Source organism: Agromyces sp. NPDC029043 (assembly GCF_055564615.1).
This window is the reverse complement of the sequence record NZ_JBVHVX010000002.1, coordinates 179,560-198,732: the sequence shown is the minus strand read 5'-3', so window position 1 is coordinate 198,732 and position 19,173 is coordinate 179,560. Positions and strand designations below refer to the sequence as shown.

Sequence of the window (19,173 nt, the reverse complement as noted above, 5' to 3'; positions counted from 1 at the left end):
GCGGCCGTCGGGCGATGTCGGATGGCGCGACTAGCGTGGTCTCGACGACGAAGGGAGCCCGATGTACCTGGTGGACGGCTCCGTCGTCACGAGCGCGAGCGACCTGAAGAAGGCCTCCGACTGCGAGTTCGCGTTCCTGCGCGAGCTCGACGTCAAGCTGGGCCGCGACACGTTGTTCGAGCCCGTGGCCGACGCGATGCTCGAGCGCGCCGGGCGGCTCGGCGACGCGCACGAGGTGCGGGTGCTCGAGAGGTACCGCGCCGAGTTCGGCGACGGTGTCGTCGAGATCGACCGTCCCGACCTGCGGGATCCCGAGCAGCTCGCGGCCGCCGTGGACGCCACGCGGGAGGCGTTCGCGTCGGGCGCTCCCGTGGTGTTCCAGGCCACGTTCGTCGACGACGGGTTCGTCGGGTTCGCCGACTTCATCGTGCGGCAGCCCGACGGCCGCTACCTCGTGCAGGATTCGAAGCTCGCGCGCCGCGCCCGCGTGACGGCCCTGCTGCAACTCGCGGCCTACGCGACCCAGCTCGATCGGCTCGGCATCCCGCGTGCCGACACCGTCGAGCTGCTCCTCGGCGACGGCACGACCAGCTCGCACCGGCTCGACGACATCGAGCCCGTCTACCTGCTCCGACGCGACCGGTTGCGGCACCTCGTCGACGAGCGCGTCGCGGCCGACGGCCCCGTCGAGTGGGGCGATCCGCGGTACGCGCTCGACGGCCGCTGCCCCACGTGCGACCTCGAGGTGCAGGCGAGCCGCGACCTGCTGCTCGTCGCGGGCCTGCGCATCACGCAGCGCGCGCACTTCATCGACGCCGGCATCACGACCATCGACCAGCTCGCCGCCTCGTCGGGGCCTGTCGAGGGCGTCCTCGACGCGACGCTCGACGGGCTGCGCGTCCAGGCGCGGCTGCAGCTCGCCGCCGAGGCGAACGAGCTCGAGGCCGCGGCTTCCGGAAGCCGCACGCCTGACGACCCCCCGCTGCCGCCGCCGGTCGAGGTGCGCGAGCCGGGTGCGCTCGCGGCGATCCCCGAGCCCGACGCGGGCGACCTCTTCTTCGACTTCGAGGGCGACCCGCTCTACACCGAGGGCCCCGCGACCGACTGGGGGCTCGACTACCTGTTCGGCATGATCGACACCGCCGAGCGGTTCACGCCCATCTGGGCACACTCGTTCGCAGAAGAGCGCGAGGCGCTACTGCAGTTCCTCGCGTTCGTGAAGGAACGCCGGGAGCGGCACCCGAACCTGCACATCTACCACTACGCCAGCTACGAGCGTACGCACCTCACCTCGATCGCCGCGCGGCACGGGGTCGGCGAAGCCGAGGTCGACCAGCTGCTGGCCGACGGCGTGCTCGTCGACCTCTACCCGATCGTCAAGCGCGCGGTGCGGGTCGGCAGCCGCTCGTACTCGATCAAGAAGCTCGAGCCGCTCTACATGGGCGACCGGCTGCGCGAGGCCGACGTGAAGTCGGGCGGCGACTCCATCCTCGAGTACGTGCGCGCCCGCGAACTGCTCGCCACGGGCGAGCTCGACCCCGCGACCGGGCTCTCGGGTGCCGAGGCAGCGCAGCACGTGCTCGACGACCTCGCCGAGTACAACGAGTACGACTGCGTCTCCACGCTGCGCCTGCGCGACTGGCTGCTCGGGCTGGCCCGCGCCCACGGCATCGAGCCGGTCCCGGCGCTCCTCCTCGCCGAGCCGACCGGCAAGCACTACGCCGCGAGCCCGCTCGCGGTCGAGCTCGACCGGCTCGCCGGCCCCGCCGACGAGCGACGCGACGACGCCGACCGCACGGCCCTCGCGCTCGCGGCCGCAGCCATCGACTACCACGACCGCGAGATGAAGACGTTCTGGTGGGGGCACTTCTTCCGCGTCGAGCAGCCGCTCGAGGCGTGGGAGGATCACCGCGACGTGCTCGTCGTCGACCCAGCACGCACTGTCGTGACGCAGGACTGGTACCGCGAGGGGCGACAGCAGCACGATCGCCGCGAGCTGCTGCTGCGGGGCCGCGTCGCCCCGGGCTCGCGCTTCAGCCCGGGCGCCGACCTGTACCTTCTGTACGAATGGCCGGCGCCGTTCCCCTCCGACGCCCGCCGACCCGGGTCCCGCGCCTCCTCGCGGGCCACCGTGCTCGAGGCGACCGCCGACGGCGTGCTCATCTGCGAGCGCTCGGTCGCAGGCGAGACCTGGCGCGCCCTTCCCTCCGCCCTGGTCCCGGGCAATCCGCCGCCCGCCGGTCGCCAGAAGGATGCGATCGCGGAATGGGCTCGCCCGATCGTCGAGCACCATCCGCGCTGGCCGAAGGACCCAGCGGTCGACCTGCTGCGGCGCATCCCACCGCGTACGCGCTCGGGCGCCCTCGCGCCGCTGCCCGACCACGAGTACGTCGGCTCAGTGGTGCGCTCGCTCGGCGACCTCGACGACTCCTACCTCGCGGTGCAGGGCCCGCCGGGCACCGGCAAGACCTACGTCGCCTCGCGGGTCATCGCCCGCCTCGTCGGCCACCACGGCTGGAAGGTCGGCGTGGTCGCGCAGTCGCACGCGGTCGTCGAGCACCTGCTCGACGCGGTCGCGGCCGCCGGACTCGACCCGCGCCTCGTCGCCAAGGCACCGAAAGACCGCGACGACACGACGGCGCGCGCCTGGACCGCCATCGAGAAGGACGGCGCCTCGGCCTTCATCGCGGCGCACCAGGCGAGCGGGTTCGTCTACGGCGGCACCGCGTGGGACTTCGCCAACGCCGACCGCGTCGGCCGACGCGCGCTCGACCTGCTCGTCATCGACGAGGCCGGGCAGTTCTCCCTCGCGTCGACCATCGCCGCGTCGGTCGCCGCACGTCGCCTGCTGCTCCTCGGCGACCCGCAGCAGCTCCCCCAGGTCAGCCAGGGCACGCACCCCGAGCCCGTCGACATGTCGGCGCTCGGCTGGATCGCCGACGGACACGACGTGCTCCCGGCCGAGCTCGGCTACTTCCTCGCCGAGAGCCGGCGCATGCACCCCGCGCTCGCCGCGCCCGTCTCGCGGCTCTCGTACGAAGGCGAACTCCAGTCGCACGCGTGCGCGGCGCTCCGGCGGATCGACGGCGTCGAGCCGGGTCTCACGCCCGTGCCCGTCGAGCACGAGGGCAACACCACCGAGTCCGTCGACGAGGTGGTCGAGGTCGTCCGCATCGTCCGATCGGTCCTCGGGCGTGCGTACATCGACACCTCAGAGAGCGCCGACGGGCCGGCCGCCGCGGCATCGCGACCGCTCGCCCAGTCCGACGTCATCGTGGTCACGCCGTACAACGCCCAGCTCGCCCTGGTGCGCGCCGAGCTCGATCGTGCGCGCTATCGTGATGTGCCCGTCGGCACGGTCGACAAGTTCCAGGGCCAGGAGGCGGCGGTGGCGATCGTCTCGCTCGCCGCGTCGTCGGCCGCCGCAGCCCCGCGGGGCGTCGAGTTCCTCCTGCTGAAGAACCGCCTCAACGTGGCCATCTCACGCGCGAAGGTCGCCGCGTTCCTCGTCTACTCCCCCGGCCTGCTCGACGCGCTGCCGCGCACGCCGCAGGGCGTCGCGCAGCTCAGCGCGTTCGCGCGCCTCGTCGGCGTCGAGCTGCCGTCGCTCGACCGAGCCGCCGCGGGAGCGACCGGATCCTGACCGCGGCCTGCCGGGTGCAGCGGGGGCGACGCTGGGAGTCGCGCACAGGATATCCACGTACCGTATCCGTGTGACTTCCCCCACCGACCTCGCCCCTGCCCGCATCACGATGTACGGCGCCGCCTGGTGCGGCGACTGCCGCCGCTCGAAGGCGCTGCTCGACCGCCGCGGCGTCGACTACGAGTACGTCGACCTCGAGGTCGTGATGGAGGGCGCCGAGCGTGCGAAGGCGATCTCGGGCCGCACGAGCATCCCCGTCGTGGTGTTCCCCGACGGCACCCACTTCACCGAGCCGAGCGACGCCGAGCTCGGCGCGAAGCTCGACGAGGTCGAGCAGCAGGACGCCGGCGCCGCGGCCTGAGCCGCGGCATCCGCTCGTCTCTCGCACTGGGCCATCCCGCCCTCACCCGCCCTCCGCACGCGCCGCACCTTTCCCGCGAATCCCGGGTTCGTGCGGGTACACCCGCACAAACGCGGAACTCGCGAGGGAAGACGGGAATGCGCCGCCATCCCCCATCCGCGAATCCCGGGTTCGTGCGGGTACACCCGCAGAAACGCGGGACTCGCGAAGGATGACGCGGGATGCACCGCCATCCCCCATCGGCGAATCCCGGGTTCGTGCGGGTACACCCGCAGAAACGCGGGACTCGCGCGGGTAGACGCGGGATGCGACACCTTCACCTTCCGCGAGTTCCGGGTTCGTGCGGGTGCAACCGCAGAAACGCGGAACTCGCGAAGGATGACGCGGGAGCGCCTCCTTCCGTCCGCGAATCACGGGTTCGTGCGGGTGCACCCGCGGAAACGCGGGACTCGCGAGGGAAGACGCGGGATGCGACTTCATCACCACCCGCCAATCCCGGGTTCGTGCGAGTGCACCCGCGGAAACGCGGGATTCGCGAGGGATGACGCGCTGGCGACTCCTTCCACCATTCGCGAATCACGAGTTCGTGCGGGTGTACCCGCAGTAACGCGGGTCTCGCGAGGGAAGATGCGGGATGCGACTCCCGCGAGCGCGAGCGCGCGCGGCGTCAGCGCAGCGCGGGGATGACCTCGCGCTCGTAGAGCTCGAGGCCACTGCGGTCGTACGCGAGCTCGGGCATGTAGTGGATGGCGTATCCGAGCCCGCGCCGCTTCATGTCGAGCAGCCGCTCGGTGACCTGCTCGACCGTGCCGACCGCGATCGCCGACGGGCCGCGGTAGTCGTGCATGAAGCGCCGCGTCGCCCCGTCGCCGAGGTAGGGCGCGACCCGCGCCTCGAGCCGGTCGAGGCGCGCCGCGACATCCGCCTCTGACTCGCCGACGACCGTGTTGAAGTTGGCGCTCCGCACGATCGAGGAGAAGTCGCGACCGAGCCGGTCGGTGTGCCCGCGCAGCACCTCGCTCTTGTGGCTGAACTCGTCGGGGCTGCCGTAGAAGTTCGTGTAGGCGGCGTACTTCGCCGCGATCTTCAGCGTGACCTTCTCGCCACCGCCGGCGACCCACATCGGGATGCCGCCCTCCTGCAGCGGCTGCGGCTGCACGATCGCGCCGTCGACCTGGTAGAACTCGCCGTCGAGGCTGGCGCGGCCTGTGGTCCACGCCTGGTGCATGACCTCGACGCCCTCGCGCAGCATGCGCAGTCGCGCGGGTGCATCGGGGAACCCGTAGCCGTACGCGCGCCACTCGTGCTCGTACCATCCGGCGCCGATGCCCATCTCGAGCCGGCCGCCCGAGATGACGTCGACGGTCGCGGCGACCTTCGCGAGGTAGGCGGGGTTGCGGTACGCCATGCACGTGCACATCTGGCCGAGGCGGACGCGCGAGGTCGACGCGGCGTAGGCCGCCATCAGCGACCACGCCTCGTGCGTGGCCTCGGTCTCGCTCGCGACCGGCACCGTGTGGAAGTGGTCGTAGACCCAGATCGACTCCCACGGCGAGCCCTCGCGGTCGGCGTGCTCGACGAGCCCGTGCATGGTGGCCCAGTGGTCGGCCGGCTCGACCCCGACGAGGTCGTGGCGCCATCCCTGGGGAACGAAGTATCCGAATCGCATCCGCTCAGCCTAGGGCGAGGGTTCAGCGCCAGCACTGATGCCGCCGGGCCTTGACATCCGTAGGTTCGCGATCATGCACCACCTGACCGATCACGCGCATGTGCACGCCGACGACCTCATGGCGGTCGCGATCACGACCGGCGGCGTCCGCGTCATCCACCTCTCGGGTGTCGCGGTCTGCCCGAGCGAGCTGTGGCGGGTCGAGTTCGTCCCGGTGGGGCCGACCCTGCCGGGCAGCGCGCACCCCGACCGGCTGACGCTCGGCGTGCGTGGCACGCCGCCGCGGCGCCGCGGGCGCGTGCGGTCGGCCCGGGTCGCGTTCGAGGCGATCATCGAGGACTCGCGGACCCGCGAGGTCGAGGTGCGCCTCGAGTGCCAGCCGGCCGTCGTGGTGCCGGTGCTCGAGGCGAGCGGCTCGTTCGGCTCGAGCGCCCGGGCGTCGCGACCCGATCCGCGCGCGGAACGCGTGGCGTGGCCCGAGCGTGCCCGGGCCCTGTCGCGGTCGGCGGCGGATGTCGCGCGTGCGGCGCTCCGCGCGCTCGACCGGCCGTTCGGGGGCCCGCCCGCGGCCGTCGCGGTCTGAGCGGGCCCGTCGGGGTCGCGCCTACGTCAGGGCGAACCGCAGCTCGGCGATCGCCGGACCGGACCAGTCGGACGCGTCGAGGTCGTCGCTGCGGACGGTGACGACCTTGCCGCCCTTGGAGATGACGAGCATCGCGAGTTGCGGCAGCAGGTCGCCGGCGTGCGTGCCGTCGTGCAGCTCCTCGCCGTTGCCGTTGTCGGTGGCGAACTCGATCGCGCCCGACTCGGGGTCGAGCGTGCCGTTGACCGAGGTCGTGAAGTCGAACCAGAGCGTCTCGACCGCGCCCTCCGCGGCGAGGTGGCCGATCGCGGCGACGTCGCGCTCGACGCGGCCGGCGCTGCCGTCGGCGAGCCGGTGCAGTGCGGCCTTCGCCTCGTCGACGTTGAGCTGCGCGAGCCGGCGGCGCAGCTCGTCGTCGATCTCGGCGCCGCCGAGGCGGTCGGAGCCGCCCTGCACGGGGATCACGCGCCGGCCGTTCCTCGCGCGTTCGAGGAACGAGCTGAGCAGGGGCTCTGCGGCGAACACGAACAGCGGGACCCGCTCGTCGGGGTCGTGGGCCTGGAGTTCCTGGCGGACCGCGTCGGCGACGCGCTTGGCGTAGATGTCGTGGATCTCGGGACGACGGTCGCCCTCGTGGGTGCCCCGGTCGCCGTGTCCGCCGGTGCGGCGTTGGCCCGCGTCGCCGGGCTCGCGGTTCGCGGCCTCTTCGAGGTTCTTCGGCAGGTTGGGGTCGAGGGGCATCTGCTCGGCGCGCGCGGTGGGCTCGGCGTGCCAGAGCGTCCATTCGTTCGACGAGAGCAGGACGGCGAACGCCTCCTGGTCCTGGCTGGGCGCGCGAAGCAGCTGCCCGAGCGTGAAGTGCGAGCCGACGTGCACGGCGTCGTCGAGGCGGTTGGGCAGCACGTACACGTCGCTGAATCCGGGCGCCACGAAGATCGCGAGTGAGCGGGCGAGGTTGCCCCAGATGCCCTTGTCGGCGAGGATCGCCTCGCGTTCGGTCCTGAGGGCGTCGATCTCGGATGCCTCGGCTCCCGAGGCGCGCACTCGCTCGAAGGCCTCGTCGAAGAGGCTCCGCACGGCCACCTCGGCGCGTTCGCGCTCGCTCACGACGGGCGAGGTCGACGCGTAGATGGTGATCGCCGGATGGTGCTCACCTGCCAGTGCCTGGAAATCGGTCGTGGTGGGCAGTTCGTAGTGGACCGTCATGCGTCCCCTCCCCGAGGTTCCGGCGACGACGTCGTCGCGTGAACCCAGCCTAGGAAGCTCGTCCCCGATCCGACACCCCTGATTCCGCCTCGTGCGCCGGACAGGCCCGGCTGCGTTCAGCCGGGCCTGTCGGGCGGTGCGCGAGCCGAGCGGATGTCGCATCCGCGGCCGCACGGACGTGTCGCGTCAGCGGCGCACGGGGTGGTTCGAGCGGATGACGCCGGTCGGGTCGACGGCCGCCTTCAGCGCGCGAAGCCGTGCCATCCGGCCGTCGTCGCCGAAGAAGCGCTCGCCCGCCAGGGGGCGCTCGACGAAGTTGAGGTACTCGGTCGACGCGCGCCAGGGTTCCATGCGGGAGAGCAGGCGACCGAGCGACGCGACGACCGCCTCCCTGGTCTCGGGCACGGCGATGCCGACGGCGAAGACGAGGTAGCGGCCCTCGAGGCCGGCGATGGCGCCCGGCGCCGGCCGGCCCGTCTCCGCGGCGAGCTCGACGGCCGCGGCCGGCTCGAGCGCACCGCCGAGGTGGCGGATCTCGGCGGAGAGCAGGGCGGTGTCGGCGTCGGGGCCGACCGCGTCGACGAAGGCGCGCACGGCCTCGGGCGAGAGGTCGGACAGCATCATCGCGTCGCCGTGCCCGGGCGTGGGTCCGGGCGGGTCCATGTGCAGCTGCAGCAGCTCGGCGGGCACCTGCGGATGCACGGTGTCGATCTCGGGGTGCAGCGCGCGCAGCGGCGAGAGCAGCTCGTCGGCCCGCTCGGGCGACTCCTGGATCACCGCCTCGATGAGCGCGAACGACCGGCCCGAGAGGAAGGGCGGCAGTTCGGGCATCGGCGGGAAGCGCAGGACGCGTCCGACCGAGGTGACGGTGTCGGGCACCGAGCGGGTCCACTCGGCCCAGGTCTCGAGCACCTCGCCGGCGCGGTCGATCGGGAAGAACAGCGTGCCCGCCACGACCTGCGCGATCTCGAACAGGCCGAACTCGATGGCGGTGACGACGCCGAAGTCGCCGCCGCCGCCGCGCACGGCCCAGAACAGCTCGGCGTCGTGCTCGGCGTCGACGCGGCGGAACTCGCCGTCGGCGGTCACGAGCTCGACGGCGACCACGTGGTTCGCGGCGAGGCCGTGCTGGCGACCGAGGAACGAGACGCCACCGCCGAGCGTGTAGCCGACCACGCCGACGTCGTGGCTCGATCCGGCGAGCGCGGCGAGCCCGTGCGGCGCGGTCGCGGCGACCACGTCGCCCCACAGCGCGCCGGCCTCGACCCGCGCGATGCGCTGGGTCGGGCGCACCTCGACGGCGCGGAGCTCGTGGGTCTTGAGCAGGATCGCGTCGGCGAGGCCGCCGCTCTCGGCGAGCGGCGCGGCGTTGTGGCCGGTGCCCTGCGGGGCGACCGCGAGGCCCATCTCGCGGGCGGCGCGGACCGTGCGGGCGATGTCGGCGGTCGACGCGGCGACCACGACGGCCGCGGGCCGCTGGTCGACGGCGAGGTTCCAGGCCGCGCGGGCGGTGTCCCACTCGGCCTCGCCGGGGAGGTGCAGCCGGCCGTCCAGCCGCTCAGCGAGCATTGCGAACGCTTCGCGCAGGGACAGCGCGGCCGTGTCGAAGGCAAGGGAGTTCATGGTGGTCCTTTCGGGATGCGTGGGGGTCGCGGGCCGGGCGGGCGGGATGCCTGGTTCCGACGGCCGCCCGGGTGTCCGGGGGCGCTCACGACGGGTTCCATCCAATTCGGAGGGCGCCGTCCGGGGATCAGGAGGATCCCGCCGTTCGGCTCAGGGTTATCCCGAGTTCCCGGCGGCCCGGAATAGTCGGCCGACCGGCCCGGTTGCGCTGAGGGATGTCTTCCTCGCCTCGCCTGTCCGTGTTGGATCTCGTGCCCGTGCGGGGCGGCCAGTCGTCGGCCGATGCCGTCGCGGCATCCGTCGGCCTGGCGCAGGCCGCCGACCGCCTCGGCTTCACGCGCTACTGGTTCGCCGAGCACCACAACATGCCGGCGGTCGCCTCGACGACGCCGCCGGTGCTCATCGCGGCGACCGCGGCGCGCACCGAGCGGATCCGCGTCGGCTCGGGCGGCGTGATGCTGCCCAACCACGCACCGCTCGTCGTGGCCGAGCAGTTCGCGGCGCTCGAGGCGCTCGCGCCGGGCCGCATCGACCTCGGCATCGGGCGCGCGCCGGGCAGCGACCCGGTGATCACGCAGCTGCTGCGCATCTCCGGTCCGACCGCCGAGGTCGACCGGTTCCCCGACCACGTCGCCGACATCCTGGCCATGCTGTCGCCGGATGGCGCGACCCTGCGCCTCACGAGCGGCCGCGAGTACCCGATCCAGGCGACGCCGGCCGCCGCGGGGGTTCCCGAGCTGTGGCTGCTCGGCAGCAGCGACTACTCGGCGCGCCTCGCGGCGGAACTCGGCCTGCCGTACGTGTTCGCGAACCACTTCTCGGGCGAGGGACTCGAGCGGGCGCTCGAGCTGTACCGGTCCGGGTACCGGCCGAGCGAGCGCCATCCGGCCCCGCAGACGATCCTGACGCTCAACGCGGTCGTCGCCGACGCGGCCGACGAGGCCGAGGAGCGCGCGCTCCCGCAGCTGCGCTCGATGGCGCGGCTGCGCCTCAACCGGCCCATGCGCCCCCTCGAGACGGTCGACGAGGCGCTGGCCGCGACCCGCGACTCCGAGGCCGACGAGGTCATCGCGCGGATGCGCCCGCGGTGGGTGATCGGCGATGCGGATGCCGCGGCCGCGGCGGTGCGCGGCCTCGCGGCGCGGCACGGCGTCGACGAGGTCATGCTCGCTCCCGTCGCGGGATCGCGGGCCGACGAGCCGGCGGACGCCGCGCTCGGCCGGGTGCGCACCCTCGAGCTGCTCGCCGACCGCCTCGCCGCGTAGCGCCCGCGCGCTTCAGCGCCGCTTCAGCGGCATCCGACAGGATGGGCGGAGCGGAGGGAGGGCCGATGCGGCTGCTGGTGGTCGAGGACGAGACGCGGCTCGCCGAGGGCCTCAAGCGCGGACTCGAGGTCGAGGGGTTCGCGGTCGACGTCGCCGCGAACGGCACCGACGGGCTCTGGTTCGCGCGCGAGAACCGCTATGCGGCGATCCTGCTCGACATCATGCTGCCGGGCATGAGCGGCTACCTCGTGTGCCGGGCGCTGCGCGAGGCCGGCGACTGGACCCCCGTGCTCATGCTCACGGCGAAGGACGGCGACTGGGACCAGGTCGAGGCCCTCGACACCGGAGCCGACGACTACCTCACGAAGCCGTTCTCGTTCGCGGTGCTCGTCGCCCGCGTGCGGGCGCTCATCCGACGGGGCGGCGCACCGCGGCCGGCAGTGCTCTCGGCAGGCGACCTCGAGCTCGACCCGGCGACGCGCGGGGTGCGCCGCGGCGGCACCGCCGTCGACCTCACCGCGCGCGAGTTCGCGGTGCTCGAGTTCCTCATGCGCCGCACGGGCGAGGTCGTGTCCAAGCGCGAGATCCTCGAGGGCGTGTGGGACTTCGACTTCGACGGCGACCCGAACATCGTCGAGGTGTACATCCGGCACCTTCGCAACAAGGTCGACCGGCCGTTCGCGCGCGAGAGCATCCAGACGCTGCGCGGCGCCGGCTACCGGCTGGCGGTCGACGGTGGGTGAGGCGGCGGCCGCAGGACGCCGCATGGGCGTGCGAGGGCGGATCACGCTGGCCGCGGCATCCATCGTCGCGCTCGCGCTGCTGCTCGGCGCGCTCGCGTTCTGGGCGACGCTGGCCCGGTCGCTGCACGACGGCGTGCGGGCCGCGGCGGAACAGGACGCGGAGACGATCGCCGCCAGGCTCGACGAGGGCGGCGCGGATGCACCGGCGATGGCCGACGAGTTCGACGATGAGCGCTTCGTGGTCGTCGTCTCGGGGTCCGGCGAGATCGTCGCGGCCAGCGAGGAGGGTCCGAACCCGCCGCTCGGCTCGGGCGAGCTCGCCGCGGACGCTTCCGTGCGGGTCGACGACGAGCGATACCTCATCGCGGCCGAGGAGACCGATGACGGCATGACCGTGATCGCCGGGCGCAGCACCGAATCGATCGACGAGACGCTCGCGACCGTGGCGCAGCTGCTCGCGATCTCGGTGCCGCTGCTCGTCGCGCTCGTCGCCCTCACGACCTGGCTCGTCGTCGGGCGAGCGCTCGCGCCCGTCGAGCGCATGCGGCGCCAGGTCGACGCGGTGACCGCGACCACCCTCGCCGAGCGGCTCGACGAGCCGCCCACCGGGGACGAGATCGCGCGACTCGCGCACACGCTGAACGGGATGCTCGGGCGGCTCGAGTCGGCGCAGGCGACCCAGCGGCGCTTCATCTCCGACGCGTCGCACGAGCTGAAGTCGCCCCTCGCGACCCTGCGCCAGTACGCCGAGCTCGCGCGGGCGCATCCGGAGCGCGTCGGCGAGCACGAGCTCGGGGCGGTCGTGCTCGAGGAGGGCGAGCGGCTCGAACGGCTCGTGCAGGGCATGCTCGTGCTCGCGCGCGCCGACGAGGGCGCCCTGCACCCCGACACCGCCGACGTCGACGTCGACGACCTGCTCCTCGAGGAGGCGCGGCGCATCCGCGGCACCGGACTCGGCGTCGACACGCGCGGGATCGGCGCCGCGCGCGTCCGCGGCGACGGCGGCCTGCTCGCCCAGCTCGTGCGCAACCTCGTCGACAACGCGGCGCGGCACGCACGCACGCGGATCGCGCTCGCGGTCTCCGGCGACGGCGATCGCGGACCCGTCGTGCTGACGGTCGACGACGACGGCGACGGCATCCCGGCGGACGAGCGCGACCGCGTCTTCGACCGCTTCGTCCGGCTCGACGACGCACGGGCTCGCGATACGGGCGGCAGCGGCCTCGGCCTGTCGATCGCGCGCGAGATCGCGCGGGCGCACGGCGGCGACGTGCGCGTCGAGGATGCGCCGTGGGGCGGCGCGCGCCTGCGCGTGGAACTGCCGGCGGTGCCATCCGCTCGCCCCTCGCGCACCGCCGCGCCGATCGGCTGAACCGGCGTTCAGGATGCTTCAGGCTGGCTTCAGCGCCGTCCCGCGAGTCTGGTGGCGAACCATCGAACGGGAGGCACGACATGAAGAAGCGCACCATCTGGATCTCGTCCGCCGCGGCCGCGGGCGTGCTCGCCCTGGGCGGCACGGCGATCGCGTACGCCGCGACGGACGGCTTCGAGACCGACCACCGCGCCGATGCGTCGCAGGAGGCGGAGAGCGACGAGCAGCTGGCCGGCGCCGAGCTCGAGAAGGCGACGGACGCGGCCCTCGCGGAGGCCGGCGAGGGCGAGGTCACCGAAGCGGAACGCGAGGACGACGGCGCGACCGGCTACGAGGTCGACGTGCGCCTGGACTCGGGGAAGTCCGTGGAGGTCACGCTGGACGAGAACTTCGACGTCGTCGCGGTCGAGGACGACGACGCGGAGGACCCGAACGACGCGGATGACGCGGACGACGCGGACGATGCGAACGACACCGACTGAGAGGCCGATCGCGCCGTGACGGGCGCCCGGAGCTTCGGCCCGGGCGCCCGTCGCCGTCCAGCATCGGTGCGGTGCGCGCCGCGGGTCAGTCGCCCGCGGCGTACACCCGCGCCTCCCACGGCGCGAGCGGCGCGTCGAAGGGCGCGGGCGAGTCCGGGATCGTGTTCGTGAGGATCGGCACGTCGCCCGGCTCCCCCGGGCCGCCCGGCCAGCGCTCCGAGACCTCCGGCCCGAAGACCGGCACGTGCTCGGCCGACGACAGGTTCACCACGACCAGCAACCGGTCGGCACCCAGCACGCGCTCGAAGGCGAAGATCGCCGGGTGCCCGGCATCCGCTCGCTCGAAGTCGCCGTGCGCGACGACCGGCCGCTCGTGCCGCAGCGCGATCAGGGTGCGGTAGTACTCGAACACCGAGCCCGGGTCGCCGACCTGCGCGGCCGCGCTGATGCGGTCGTGGTTCGGGTTGACCGCGAGCCACGGCGTGCCGGTCGTGAACCCCGCGTTCGCCGTCGCATCCCACTGCATCGGGGTGCGCGCATGATCGCGGCTCATCAGGCTGAGCCCTGAGAGCGCGTCGGCGACCGCCGTGCCGCTCGCGACCTCGTCGGCGTACGCGTTGAGCGACTCGACATCCCGGTACTCGTCGATGACCGAGAACGGCGCGTTGGTCATGCCGAGCTCCTGCCCCTGGTACACGTACGGCGTGCCGCGCATGAGGTGCAGCATCGTCGCGAGCGCGGTCGCCGACGAGTACCAGTGCGCCTCGGCGTCGCCGAACCGGCTCACCGAGCGCGGCTGGTCGTGGTTCTCGAGGTACAGGCTGTTCCAGCCGGTCTCGTGCAGGCCCTCCTGCCACTTGGCGAGGGATGCCGCGAGCTCGCCGGGCGCGAGCGGCCGCGGCCGGAACTTCGTCATGCCGTGGTCGAGCCCGACGTGCTCGAACTGGAACACCATGTCGACCTCGCGGCGCGCCGGATCGGTGAACAGGATCGCGTCGTCGAGCGTCGCACCCGGCGTCTCGCCGACGGTGATGAGGCCCTCGCGGCCCGCGAACACCTCGCGGTGCATCTCCTGCATGAACTCGTGCAGCCGCGGGCCGTTGACGTACGACGCGCCGCCGTCGCCGTACCGGCGGCCGTCGCGGACCGGGCCGTCGGGCAGGTGCGGGTGCTTCGAGATCAGGTTGATGACGTCCATCCGGAAGCCGTCGACGCCCCGGTCGAGCCACCAGCGCATCATCACGTACACGGCCTGCCGCACCTCGGGGTTCTCCCAGTTGAGGTCGGGCTGCTTCACGTCGAACAGGTGCAGGTAGTACTCGCCGGTCGCCTCGTCCCACTCCCAGGTCGGGCCCGAGAAGAACGACTCCCAGTTCGTGGGCTCGGCGCCCGGGTCGCCGCCGTGCGCGCCGGGCCTCGGCGGGCGCCACCAGTACCAGTCGCGCTTCGGGTCGTCGCGGCTCGAGCGCGACGCCACGAACCACGGATGCTCGTCGGAGGTGTGGTTGACCACGAGATCCATCACGAGCTTGATGCCGCGCGCGTGCATCGCGGCGAGCAGCTCGTCGAAGTCGGCGAGCGTGCCGAACGTGGGGTCGATGTCCTGGTAGTCGCTGATGTCGTAGCCGTTGTCGGCCTGCGGCGACCGGTAGATCGGCGACAGCCACACGACGTCGACGCCCAGCCGCACGAGGTGGTCCAGGCGGTTCAGGATGCCGCGGAGGTCGCCGACCCCGTCGCCGTCGGAGTCCTGGAAGCTGCGCGGGTACACCTGGTAGACGACGGCCGACTTCCACCAGTCGGGTGCGGTGGACGGATGCCGCGGCTCGTGTGCGTTCGACATGCCCCGATCCTCGCACCCGCGCCCCGTCGCGTCACCCGCTGGCGCGCAACCTCCGGATCGCGAGTTGCCGGTTCTGCCGGGTGCGCGTCGGAAGATCCCGGCGGAAGTGGCAACTCGCGATCTGCGCGGCGGCGGCGGGGGCAGGGCTGGCGGGCGGACATGACGATGCCCCGGGCGCGTGCCCGGGGCATCCGTTTCGCAGTGCGCTGCCGCGGCCGGCGGCTCAGGCCGCGAGGCCGAGCCGGCGCAGGTCGTCGCCCGACGCGCGGTGCTCGCCACCCTCGGCGACGTGCGCCTCGCGCGGAACCCGGGCGCCGTTCTGCACGCGCGCCCCCGCGCCGACGGCCGCGTACGGCCCGACGACCGCGAAGCGGCCGACGACGGCACCGCGGCCGACGCGAGCATTCACGCCGATGGTCGCCTTCTCGGCGACGATGGCGTCGGCTTCGACCCAGGCGCCGTGCGAGATGGTCGCACCGCGCTGCACCTCCGCGCCGGGGTCGACGTAGGCGGTCGGGTCGACGAACGCCGTCGGGTCCACCTTCGCGGTCGTGGCCACGAGGCCGCGGCCGTTGACGTGCTTGCGGTAGCGACGCAGGATCCCGGCTTCGTCCTCGAACTCGACGTAGCTGATGCCCACGTGTCCTCCATTCGCCGGGTGCGGAGTCTCCGCGCCCGGATACAGGTACAACATCCCGGCTGACCGGGACATTCCCTCAGTCTCGGGGCCTGCCCTGAATACCGGCGGGGATATCCCTGATTCCGCGCTGGAAGCCTTGTCGGCACCATTCCCGCGGTCGTAGCTTCGCCGTCGTGCCGCCGCCCGGCGGGCACGATCGCCGCCCGCGAGCGGCGACCCCGGATCACCTCGGAAGACCGCATCCCATGTCGACCTACCTCCTCTGCGCGAGCCCGATCCAGGGCCACGTCGCGCCCGTCATCGCCATCGCGCGCCACCTCGTCTCGCGCGGCCACGACGTCGCCGTGCTCACCGGCTCCCGCTTCCGCGACGCCGTCGAAGCCGTCGGGGCCTCGCACCGCGCACTCGGCGGCATCGCCGACTACGACGACCGGATCATGCAGGAGCACCTGCCGGACCGCGATCGGCACCACGGCATCGCGAAGCTCGAGTACGACGTACAGACGATGTTCGTGCGCCCCATCCCCGACCAGTTCCGCGCGGTCGAGCGGGCCATCGCCGAGCTCGCGCCCGACGCGATCCTGGCCGAGGGCGCGTTCGCGGGCATCGTCCCGCTGCTGCTCGACGACCCCGCCTCGCGTCCGCCGATCGTGGGCGTGGGCGTCATCCCGCTCGTGCAGCTCAGCGCCGACACGGCCCCCGCCGGCCTGGGACTCGCGCCGCTGCCGGGCACCGTCGGCCGCCTGCGCAACCGCGTCCTGAACGCCCTCGTGACGAGGGTCATCTTCCGCAAGACGCAGGCGCTGGCGCAGCGGATCATGCACGACCTCGGGCGACGCCCGCTCGATTCGTTCGTGTTCGACTCGACGCGCGGCTGCGACCGCTACCTGCAGCTCTCGCCCGCCGAGTTCGAGTACCCCCGCAGCGACCTCAGCCCCAACGTGCGCTTCGTCGGCACCGTGCTGCCGCCGGCGCCCGCCGAGCCGGCCCTACCCGAGTGGTGGGACGAGCTCGACGGCGACCGACCGGTCGTGCACGTCACGCAGGGCACGATCGACAACAAGGACTTCGGCCGGCTCGTGCGGCCGACGCTCGACGCGCTCGCCGACCGCGACGTGCTCGTCGTCGTCGCGACCGGCGGTCGTCCGATCGAGGAGCTCGGCGAACTGCCGGGCAACGCCCGCGCCGCGGAGTTCCTGCCCTACGACCGGTTGCTGCCGAAGACCGACGTATTCGTCACCAACGCGGGCTTCGGTGGCACGCAGTACGCGCTCAGCCACGGCGTGCCGATCGTCGCCGCGGGCGACACCGAGGACAAGCCCGAGGTCTCGATGCGCGTGCAGTGGTCGGGCGTCGGCGTGAACCTGCGGACGGGCACCCCGACGGCCGGCGCCGTCGCGAAGGCCGTCGGCGAGGTGCTCGCCGACCGCTCCTACGGGGACCGCGCGCGTGCGATGGCGGCGCGGATCCGCGAGTACGACACGTTCGACCTCATCGCGTCCGAGCTCGAGGCGGTGGTGCTGGCCGCGGGCCCGCGCCTCGGAGCGCAGGTCGGCTAGGTCCCCGCGATCTCAAGGAGAAACCACGATGTGCAGGCCCGGATCAGTGATCCGGTCCTGCACATCGGCGGTTGTCCTGTAAACCGCGGGTGGCGGGGTCGAGGGCCGCGGGCGCCTACTCGGCGTCGGCGCCCTCGGTGTCCTGGATCTCGACGACGAACACGAGCGTCTGCCCGCCGAGGCCGTTCGCGGACTCCTGCTCGCCATAGCCGAGCGCGGGCGGAATGGTCACCACGAGCTTCGTGCCGACCGTCTGGCCGACGAGCGCGCCGCCGAAGCCAGGGATGACGTCGCCGGTGCCGAAGCGCGCCGCATCCTTGCCGTAGCTCTGGTCGAAGATCTCCTTCGTGGCCCAGTTGAGGCCCTGGTAGTGCAGGGTCACGGTGTCGCCCGCCTGCACCTCGGCGCCGTCGCCCTCCTCGACGACCTTCACGAGCAGCTCGGTCGACGGCTCGGCGTCGGGGATCGTGACGGTCGGCGGCTCCTCGCCGTTGAACTGCACCTCGGGCACGTTCTCCGTCCACTCGCCCGGCGTCGGCAGGTCCTCGGCCTCGACGATCTCCTGCACGTCGGTCACGATGACGAGCGTCTCGCCCGGTGCGACGCCGATGCCCTCGTTGCCCTGGTCGCCGTAGACCGCCGACGCGGGCGCGACCGTCACCACGCGCGAGCCGACCGCGACGCAGTCGACGCCCGCGAGGAAGCCCTCGTAGAGCGAGCCGTCGCCGACCGTGAGCGAGGCCGGCTGCGAGAACACCTGCTCGCCGGACGTGCCGGAGAACGCGGTGACGACCGCGGACACCTCGTCGCCCGACGTGGTCTCGTCGCCGTCGCCCTCGATGTCGATGGTGCGCTGCAGATCCTCGGCCTCGAGCGGCGTCTCGAAGGTCGCCGTGAGGGCGGTGCCGAAATCGCCGGTGACCTCGACGGCGTCGCTCTGCTCGCCCGCCTCGACCTCGAGGCAGGCGGCGGCCTCGTCGGTGGCGCTCGGCTCGGGGTCGGAACCGCTGCCCGCGCAGCCGACGAGGAGCAGGGCGGTCACGGATGCGAGGGCGATGGGCGCGCCGCGGCGGAGGGCACGGTTCATGGTGGGGGTTCTCGTTTCGATCGGAGGCGAGGTCGAGGGACCAGTCTGCACGATCCGTGTCTCGATTCCCTGAGTCTTCACCGATCCGCGGGCGGTGCAGCGGCCGACCGAGGCGTGGGGTCGTCGCCCTCGGGCCGCGGTCCCGTCGCAACGGGCCGGTCGGGCCGGTTCGACCACTGGCTGAAGGAGCCCGGGTAGAGCGCGGCGTCGATGCCGGCGATCGCGAGCGCCGCGACCTGGTGGGCTGCCGTGATCCCGGAACCGCAGTACGCCGCGACCGGGTGCGCCCCGTCGATCCCCAGCCGGAGGAATCGGGCCCGGAGCGCGTCGGCAGGGAGGAACCGCCCGTCGGGCGCGAGGTTGTCCACGGTCGGCGCCGAGACCGCGCCCGGGATGTGCCCGGCCCGCGGGTCGATCGGCTCGACCTCCCCCCGGTACCGCTCGCCGGCCCGGGAGTCGAGCAGCACGCCGCCCTCGGCCGAGGCGAGCGCGTCGGCCTCGTCGAGGTCGATGACCGGCATCGCGCCGAAGTGCGCGGTCGCATCGCCCGGTTCGGGGTCGACGTCGCCGGTCTCGAGCTGCAGGCCGGCCTCGCGCCACCCGGCGAGCGCGCCGTCGAGGATGCGGACGTCGGCGACGCCCGCATGGCGGAGCAGCCACCAGGCGCGCGCGGCCGAGGTGCCGCCGGCGTCGTCCATCACCACGACGGTGTCGCCGTCGTGGACGCCCCACCGGCGCATGGCCGCCGTGAAGGCCTCCTCTGCGGGCAGCGGATGGCGCCCCTCGCCGGGCACGTCGTGATCGGCCAGCTCGGTGTCGAGGTCGACGTACACCGCGCCGGGAACATGCCCGGACCGGAATGCCTCGCGTCCGTCGGGTTCGGCGAGCGTCCAGCGCACGTCGAGCACCACGGTCCGGGCGATGCCGGCCTCGAGTCGGGCGGCCAGTTCGGCCGGCTGGATGAGCAGGGGCATGCCGCCATCCTCCCATCCGCGCGCCCGCGACATCCGTCGCCCCTCGCACAGACCGGTCGCCCCCGGACCGTCCGGGCCGCGCCGGTAGACTGGAGGCCGGACTGACGGTGCGTGCGCGATGGG

15 protein-coding genes are annotated in these 19,173 nt (G+C 73.2%); 8 read left to right on the top strand and 7 right to left on the bottom strand.

Going from position 1 to position 19,173, the window contains the following annotated elements; translation table 11 throughout:
- Positions 1-61 precede the first annotated feature (61 nt).
- Positions 62-3,643, top strand: coding sequence for a TM0106 family RecB-like putative nuclease (locus ACZ4TW_RS04615; protein WP_465540629.1), 3,582 nt, complete (start codon positions 62-64; stop codon positions 3,641-3,643).
- 70 nt (positions 3,644-3,713) lie between these two features.
- Positions 3,714-4,004: a glutaredoxin family protein gene (locus ACZ4TW_RS04610; RefSeq protein WP_465540627.1), complete on the top strand. Its 291-nt coding sequence runs from the start codon at positions 3,714-3,716 to the stop codon at positions 4,002-4,004.
- 667 nt (positions 4,005-4,671) lie between these two features.
- Here ACZ4TW_RS04610 and ACZ4TW_RS04605 read toward each other — a convergent pair.
- A complete protein-coding gene (locus ACZ4TW_RS04605) occupies positions 4,672-5,673 on the bottom strand; it encodes an LLM class F420-dependent oxidoreductase (protein WP_465540625.1) in 1,002 nt (333 codons plus the stop codon).
- Positions 5,674-5,746: 73 nt separating this feature from the next.
- Here ACZ4TW_RS04605 and ACZ4TW_RS04600 point away from each other — a divergent pair, with 73 nt between their 5' ends.
- Positions 5,747-6,256 carry a hypothetical protein gene (locus ACZ4TW_RS04600; RefSeq protein ID WP_465540623.1) on the top strand — a complete coding sequence of 170 codons (510 nt, stop codon included), beginning with the start codon at positions 5,747-5,749 and terminating at the stop codon, positions 6,254-6,256.
- A 21-nt stretch (positions 6,257-6,277) separates the two neighbouring features.
- On the opposite strand, the gene ACZ4TW_RS04595 is transcribed toward ACZ4TW_RS04600, so the two are convergent.
- Both ACZ4TW_RS04595 and ACZ4TW_RS04590 read right to left on the bottom strand, forming a co-directional pair.
- Positions 6,278-7,462: a baeRF3 domain-containing protein gene (locus ACZ4TW_RS04595; RefSeq protein ID WP_465540621.1), complete on the bottom strand. Its 1,185-nt coding sequence runs from the start codon at positions 7,460-7,462 to the stop codon at positions 6,278-6,280.
- A 186-nt stretch (positions 7,463-7,648) separates the two neighbouring features.
- Entirely contained in the window at positions 7,649-9,085 is a 1,437-nt protein-coding gene (locus ACZ4TW_RS04590) for an FAD-binding oxidoreductase (RefSeq protein WP_465540619.1), read from the bottom strand.
- A gap of 215 nt (positions 9,086-9,300) precedes the next feature.
- Between ACZ4TW_RS04590 and ACZ4TW_RS04585 the strand changes: the two genes are divergently transcribed.
- The 4 genes from ACZ4TW_RS04585 (at position 9,301) to ACZ4TW_RS04570 (ending at position 12,947) form a co-directional block, all read left to right on the top strand.
- Positions 9,301-10,350 (top strand): LLM class flavin-dependent oxidoreductase, encoded by a 1,050-nt coding sequence (locus ACZ4TW_RS04585; protein WP_465540617.1) that lies wholly within the window; start codon positions 9,301-9,303, stop codon positions 10,348-10,350.
- A gap of 65 nt (positions 10,351-10,415) precedes the next feature.
- Positions 10,416-11,093 (top strand): response regulator transcription factor, encoded by a 678-nt coding sequence (locus tag ACZ4TW_RS04580; RefSeq protein ID WP_465540615.1) that lies wholly within the window; start codon positions 10,416-10,418, stop codon positions 11,091-11,093.
- Positions 11,094-11,115: 22 nt separating this feature from the next.
- Positions 11,116-12,465 carry a sensor histidine kinase gene (locus ACZ4TW_RS04575; RefSeq protein WP_465540613.1) on the top strand — a complete coding sequence of 450 codons (1,350 nt, stop codon included), beginning with the start codon at positions 11,116-11,118 and terminating at the stop codon, positions 12,463-12,465.
- A gap of 80 nt (positions 12,466-12,545) precedes the next feature.
- Positions 12,546-12,947, top strand: a complete 402-nt coding sequence (locus tag ACZ4TW_RS04570) for a PepSY domain-containing protein (RefSeq protein WP_465540612.1) — start codon at positions 12,546-12,548, stop codon at positions 12,945-12,947.
- 85 nt (positions 12,948-13,032) lie between these two features.
- On the opposite strand, the gene ACZ4TW_RS04565 is transcribed toward ACZ4TW_RS04570, so the two are convergent.
- Together ACZ4TW_RS04565 and ACZ4TW_RS04560 are read right to left on the bottom strand one after the other, a co-directional pair.
- Positions 13,033-14,790 carry an alpha-glucosidase gene (locus ACZ4TW_RS04565; protein WP_465540610.1) on the bottom strand — a complete coding sequence of 586 codons (1,758 nt, stop codon included), beginning with the start codon at positions 14,788-14,790 and terminating at the stop codon, positions 13,033-13,035.
- A gap of 223 nt (positions 14,791-15,013) precedes the next feature.
- Positions 15,014-15,430, bottom strand: coding sequence for a transferase (locus ACZ4TW_RS04560; protein WP_465540608.1), 417 nt, complete (start codon positions 15,428-15,430; stop codon positions 15,014-15,016).
- Positions 15,431-15,675: 245 nt separating this feature from the next.
- Here ACZ4TW_RS04560 and ACZ4TW_RS04555 point away from each other — a divergent pair, with 245 nt between their 5' ends.
- Positions 15,676-16,989: a glycosyltransferase gene (locus ACZ4TW_RS04555; protein ID WP_465540606.1), complete on the top strand. Its 1,314-nt coding sequence runs from the start codon at positions 15,676-15,678 to the stop codon at positions 16,987-16,989.
- Positions 16,990-17,104: 115 nt separating this feature from the next.
- Here ACZ4TW_RS04555 and ACZ4TW_RS04550 read toward each other — a convergent pair whose 3' ends face one another.
- Positions 17,105-18,076, bottom strand: a complete 972-nt coding sequence (locus tag ACZ4TW_RS04550) for an FKBP-type peptidyl-prolyl cis-trans isomerase (RefSeq protein WP_465540603.1) — start codon at positions 18,074-18,076, stop codon at positions 17,105-17,107.
- A 77-nt stretch (positions 18,077-18,153) separates the two neighbouring features.
- The gene (locus ACZ4TW_RS04545) at positions 18,154-19,050 is read right to left on the bottom strand and encodes a sulfurtransferase (protein ID WP_465540601.1); all 897 of its coding nucleotides are present in this window, start codon (positions 19,048-19,050) and stop codon (positions 18,154-18,156) included.
- Positions 19,051-19,173: the final 123 nt, after the last annotated feature.

What these genes read in the sequence shown, in the direction of transcription:
- ACZ4TW_RS04615 (WP_465540629.1), top strand. Translation starts at nt 62, where the DNA reads ATGTACCTGGTGGACGGCTCCGTCGTCACGAGCGCGAGCGACCTGAAG.
- ACZ4TW_RS04605 (WP_465540625.1), bottom strand. Translation starts at nt 5,673, where the DNA reads ATGCGATTCGGATACTTCGTTCCCCAGGGATGGCGCCACGACCTCGTC.
- ACZ4TW_RS04600 (WP_465540623.1), top strand. Translation starts at nt 5,747, where the DNA reads ATGCACCACCTGACCGATCACGCGCATGTGCACGCCGACGACCTCATG.
- ACZ4TW_RS04595 (WP_465540621.1), bottom strand. Translation starts at nt 7,462, where the DNA reads ATGACGGTCCACTACGAACTGCCCACCACGACCGATTTCCAGGCACTG.
- ACZ4TW_RS04590 (WP_465540619.1), bottom strand. Translation starts at nt 9,085, where the DNA reads ATGAACTCCCTTGCCTTCGACACGGCCGCGCTGTCCCTGCGCGAAGCG.
- ACZ4TW_RS04585 (WP_465540617.1), top strand. Translation starts at nt 9,301, where the DNA reads ATGTCTTCCTCGCCTCGCCTGTCCGTGTTGGATCTCGTGCCCGTGCGG.
- ACZ4TW_RS04580 (WP_465540615.1), top strand. Translation starts at nt 10,416, where the DNA reads ATGCGGCTGCTGGTGGTCGAGGACGAGACGCGGCTCGCCGAGGGCCTC.
- ACZ4TW_RS04575 (WP_465540613.1), top strand. Translation starts at nt 11,116, where the DNA reads ATGGGCGTGCGAGGGCGGATCACGCTGGCCGCGGCATCCATCGTCGCG.
- ACZ4TW_RS04570 (WP_465540612.1), top strand. Translation starts at nt 12,546, where the DNA reads ATGAAGAAGCGCACCATCTGGATCTCGTCCGCCGCGGCCGCGGGCGTG.
- ACZ4TW_RS04565 (WP_465540610.1), bottom strand. Translation starts at nt 14,790, where the DNA reads ATGTCGAACGCACACGAGCCGCGGCATCCGTCCACCGCACCCGACTGG.
- ACZ4TW_RS04555 (WP_465540606.1), top strand. Translation starts at nt 15,676, where the DNA reads ATGTCGACCTACCTCCTCTGCGCGAGCCCGATCCAGGGCCACGTCGCG.
- ACZ4TW_RS04550 (WP_465540603.1), bottom strand. Translation starts at nt 18,076, where the DNA reads ATGAACCGTGCCCTCCGCCGCGGCGCGCCCATCGCCCTCGCATCCGTG.
- ACZ4TW_RS04545 (WP_465540601.1), bottom strand. Translation starts at nt 19,050, where the DNA reads ATGCCCCTGCTCATCCAGCCGGCCGAACTGGCCGCCCGACTCGAGGCC.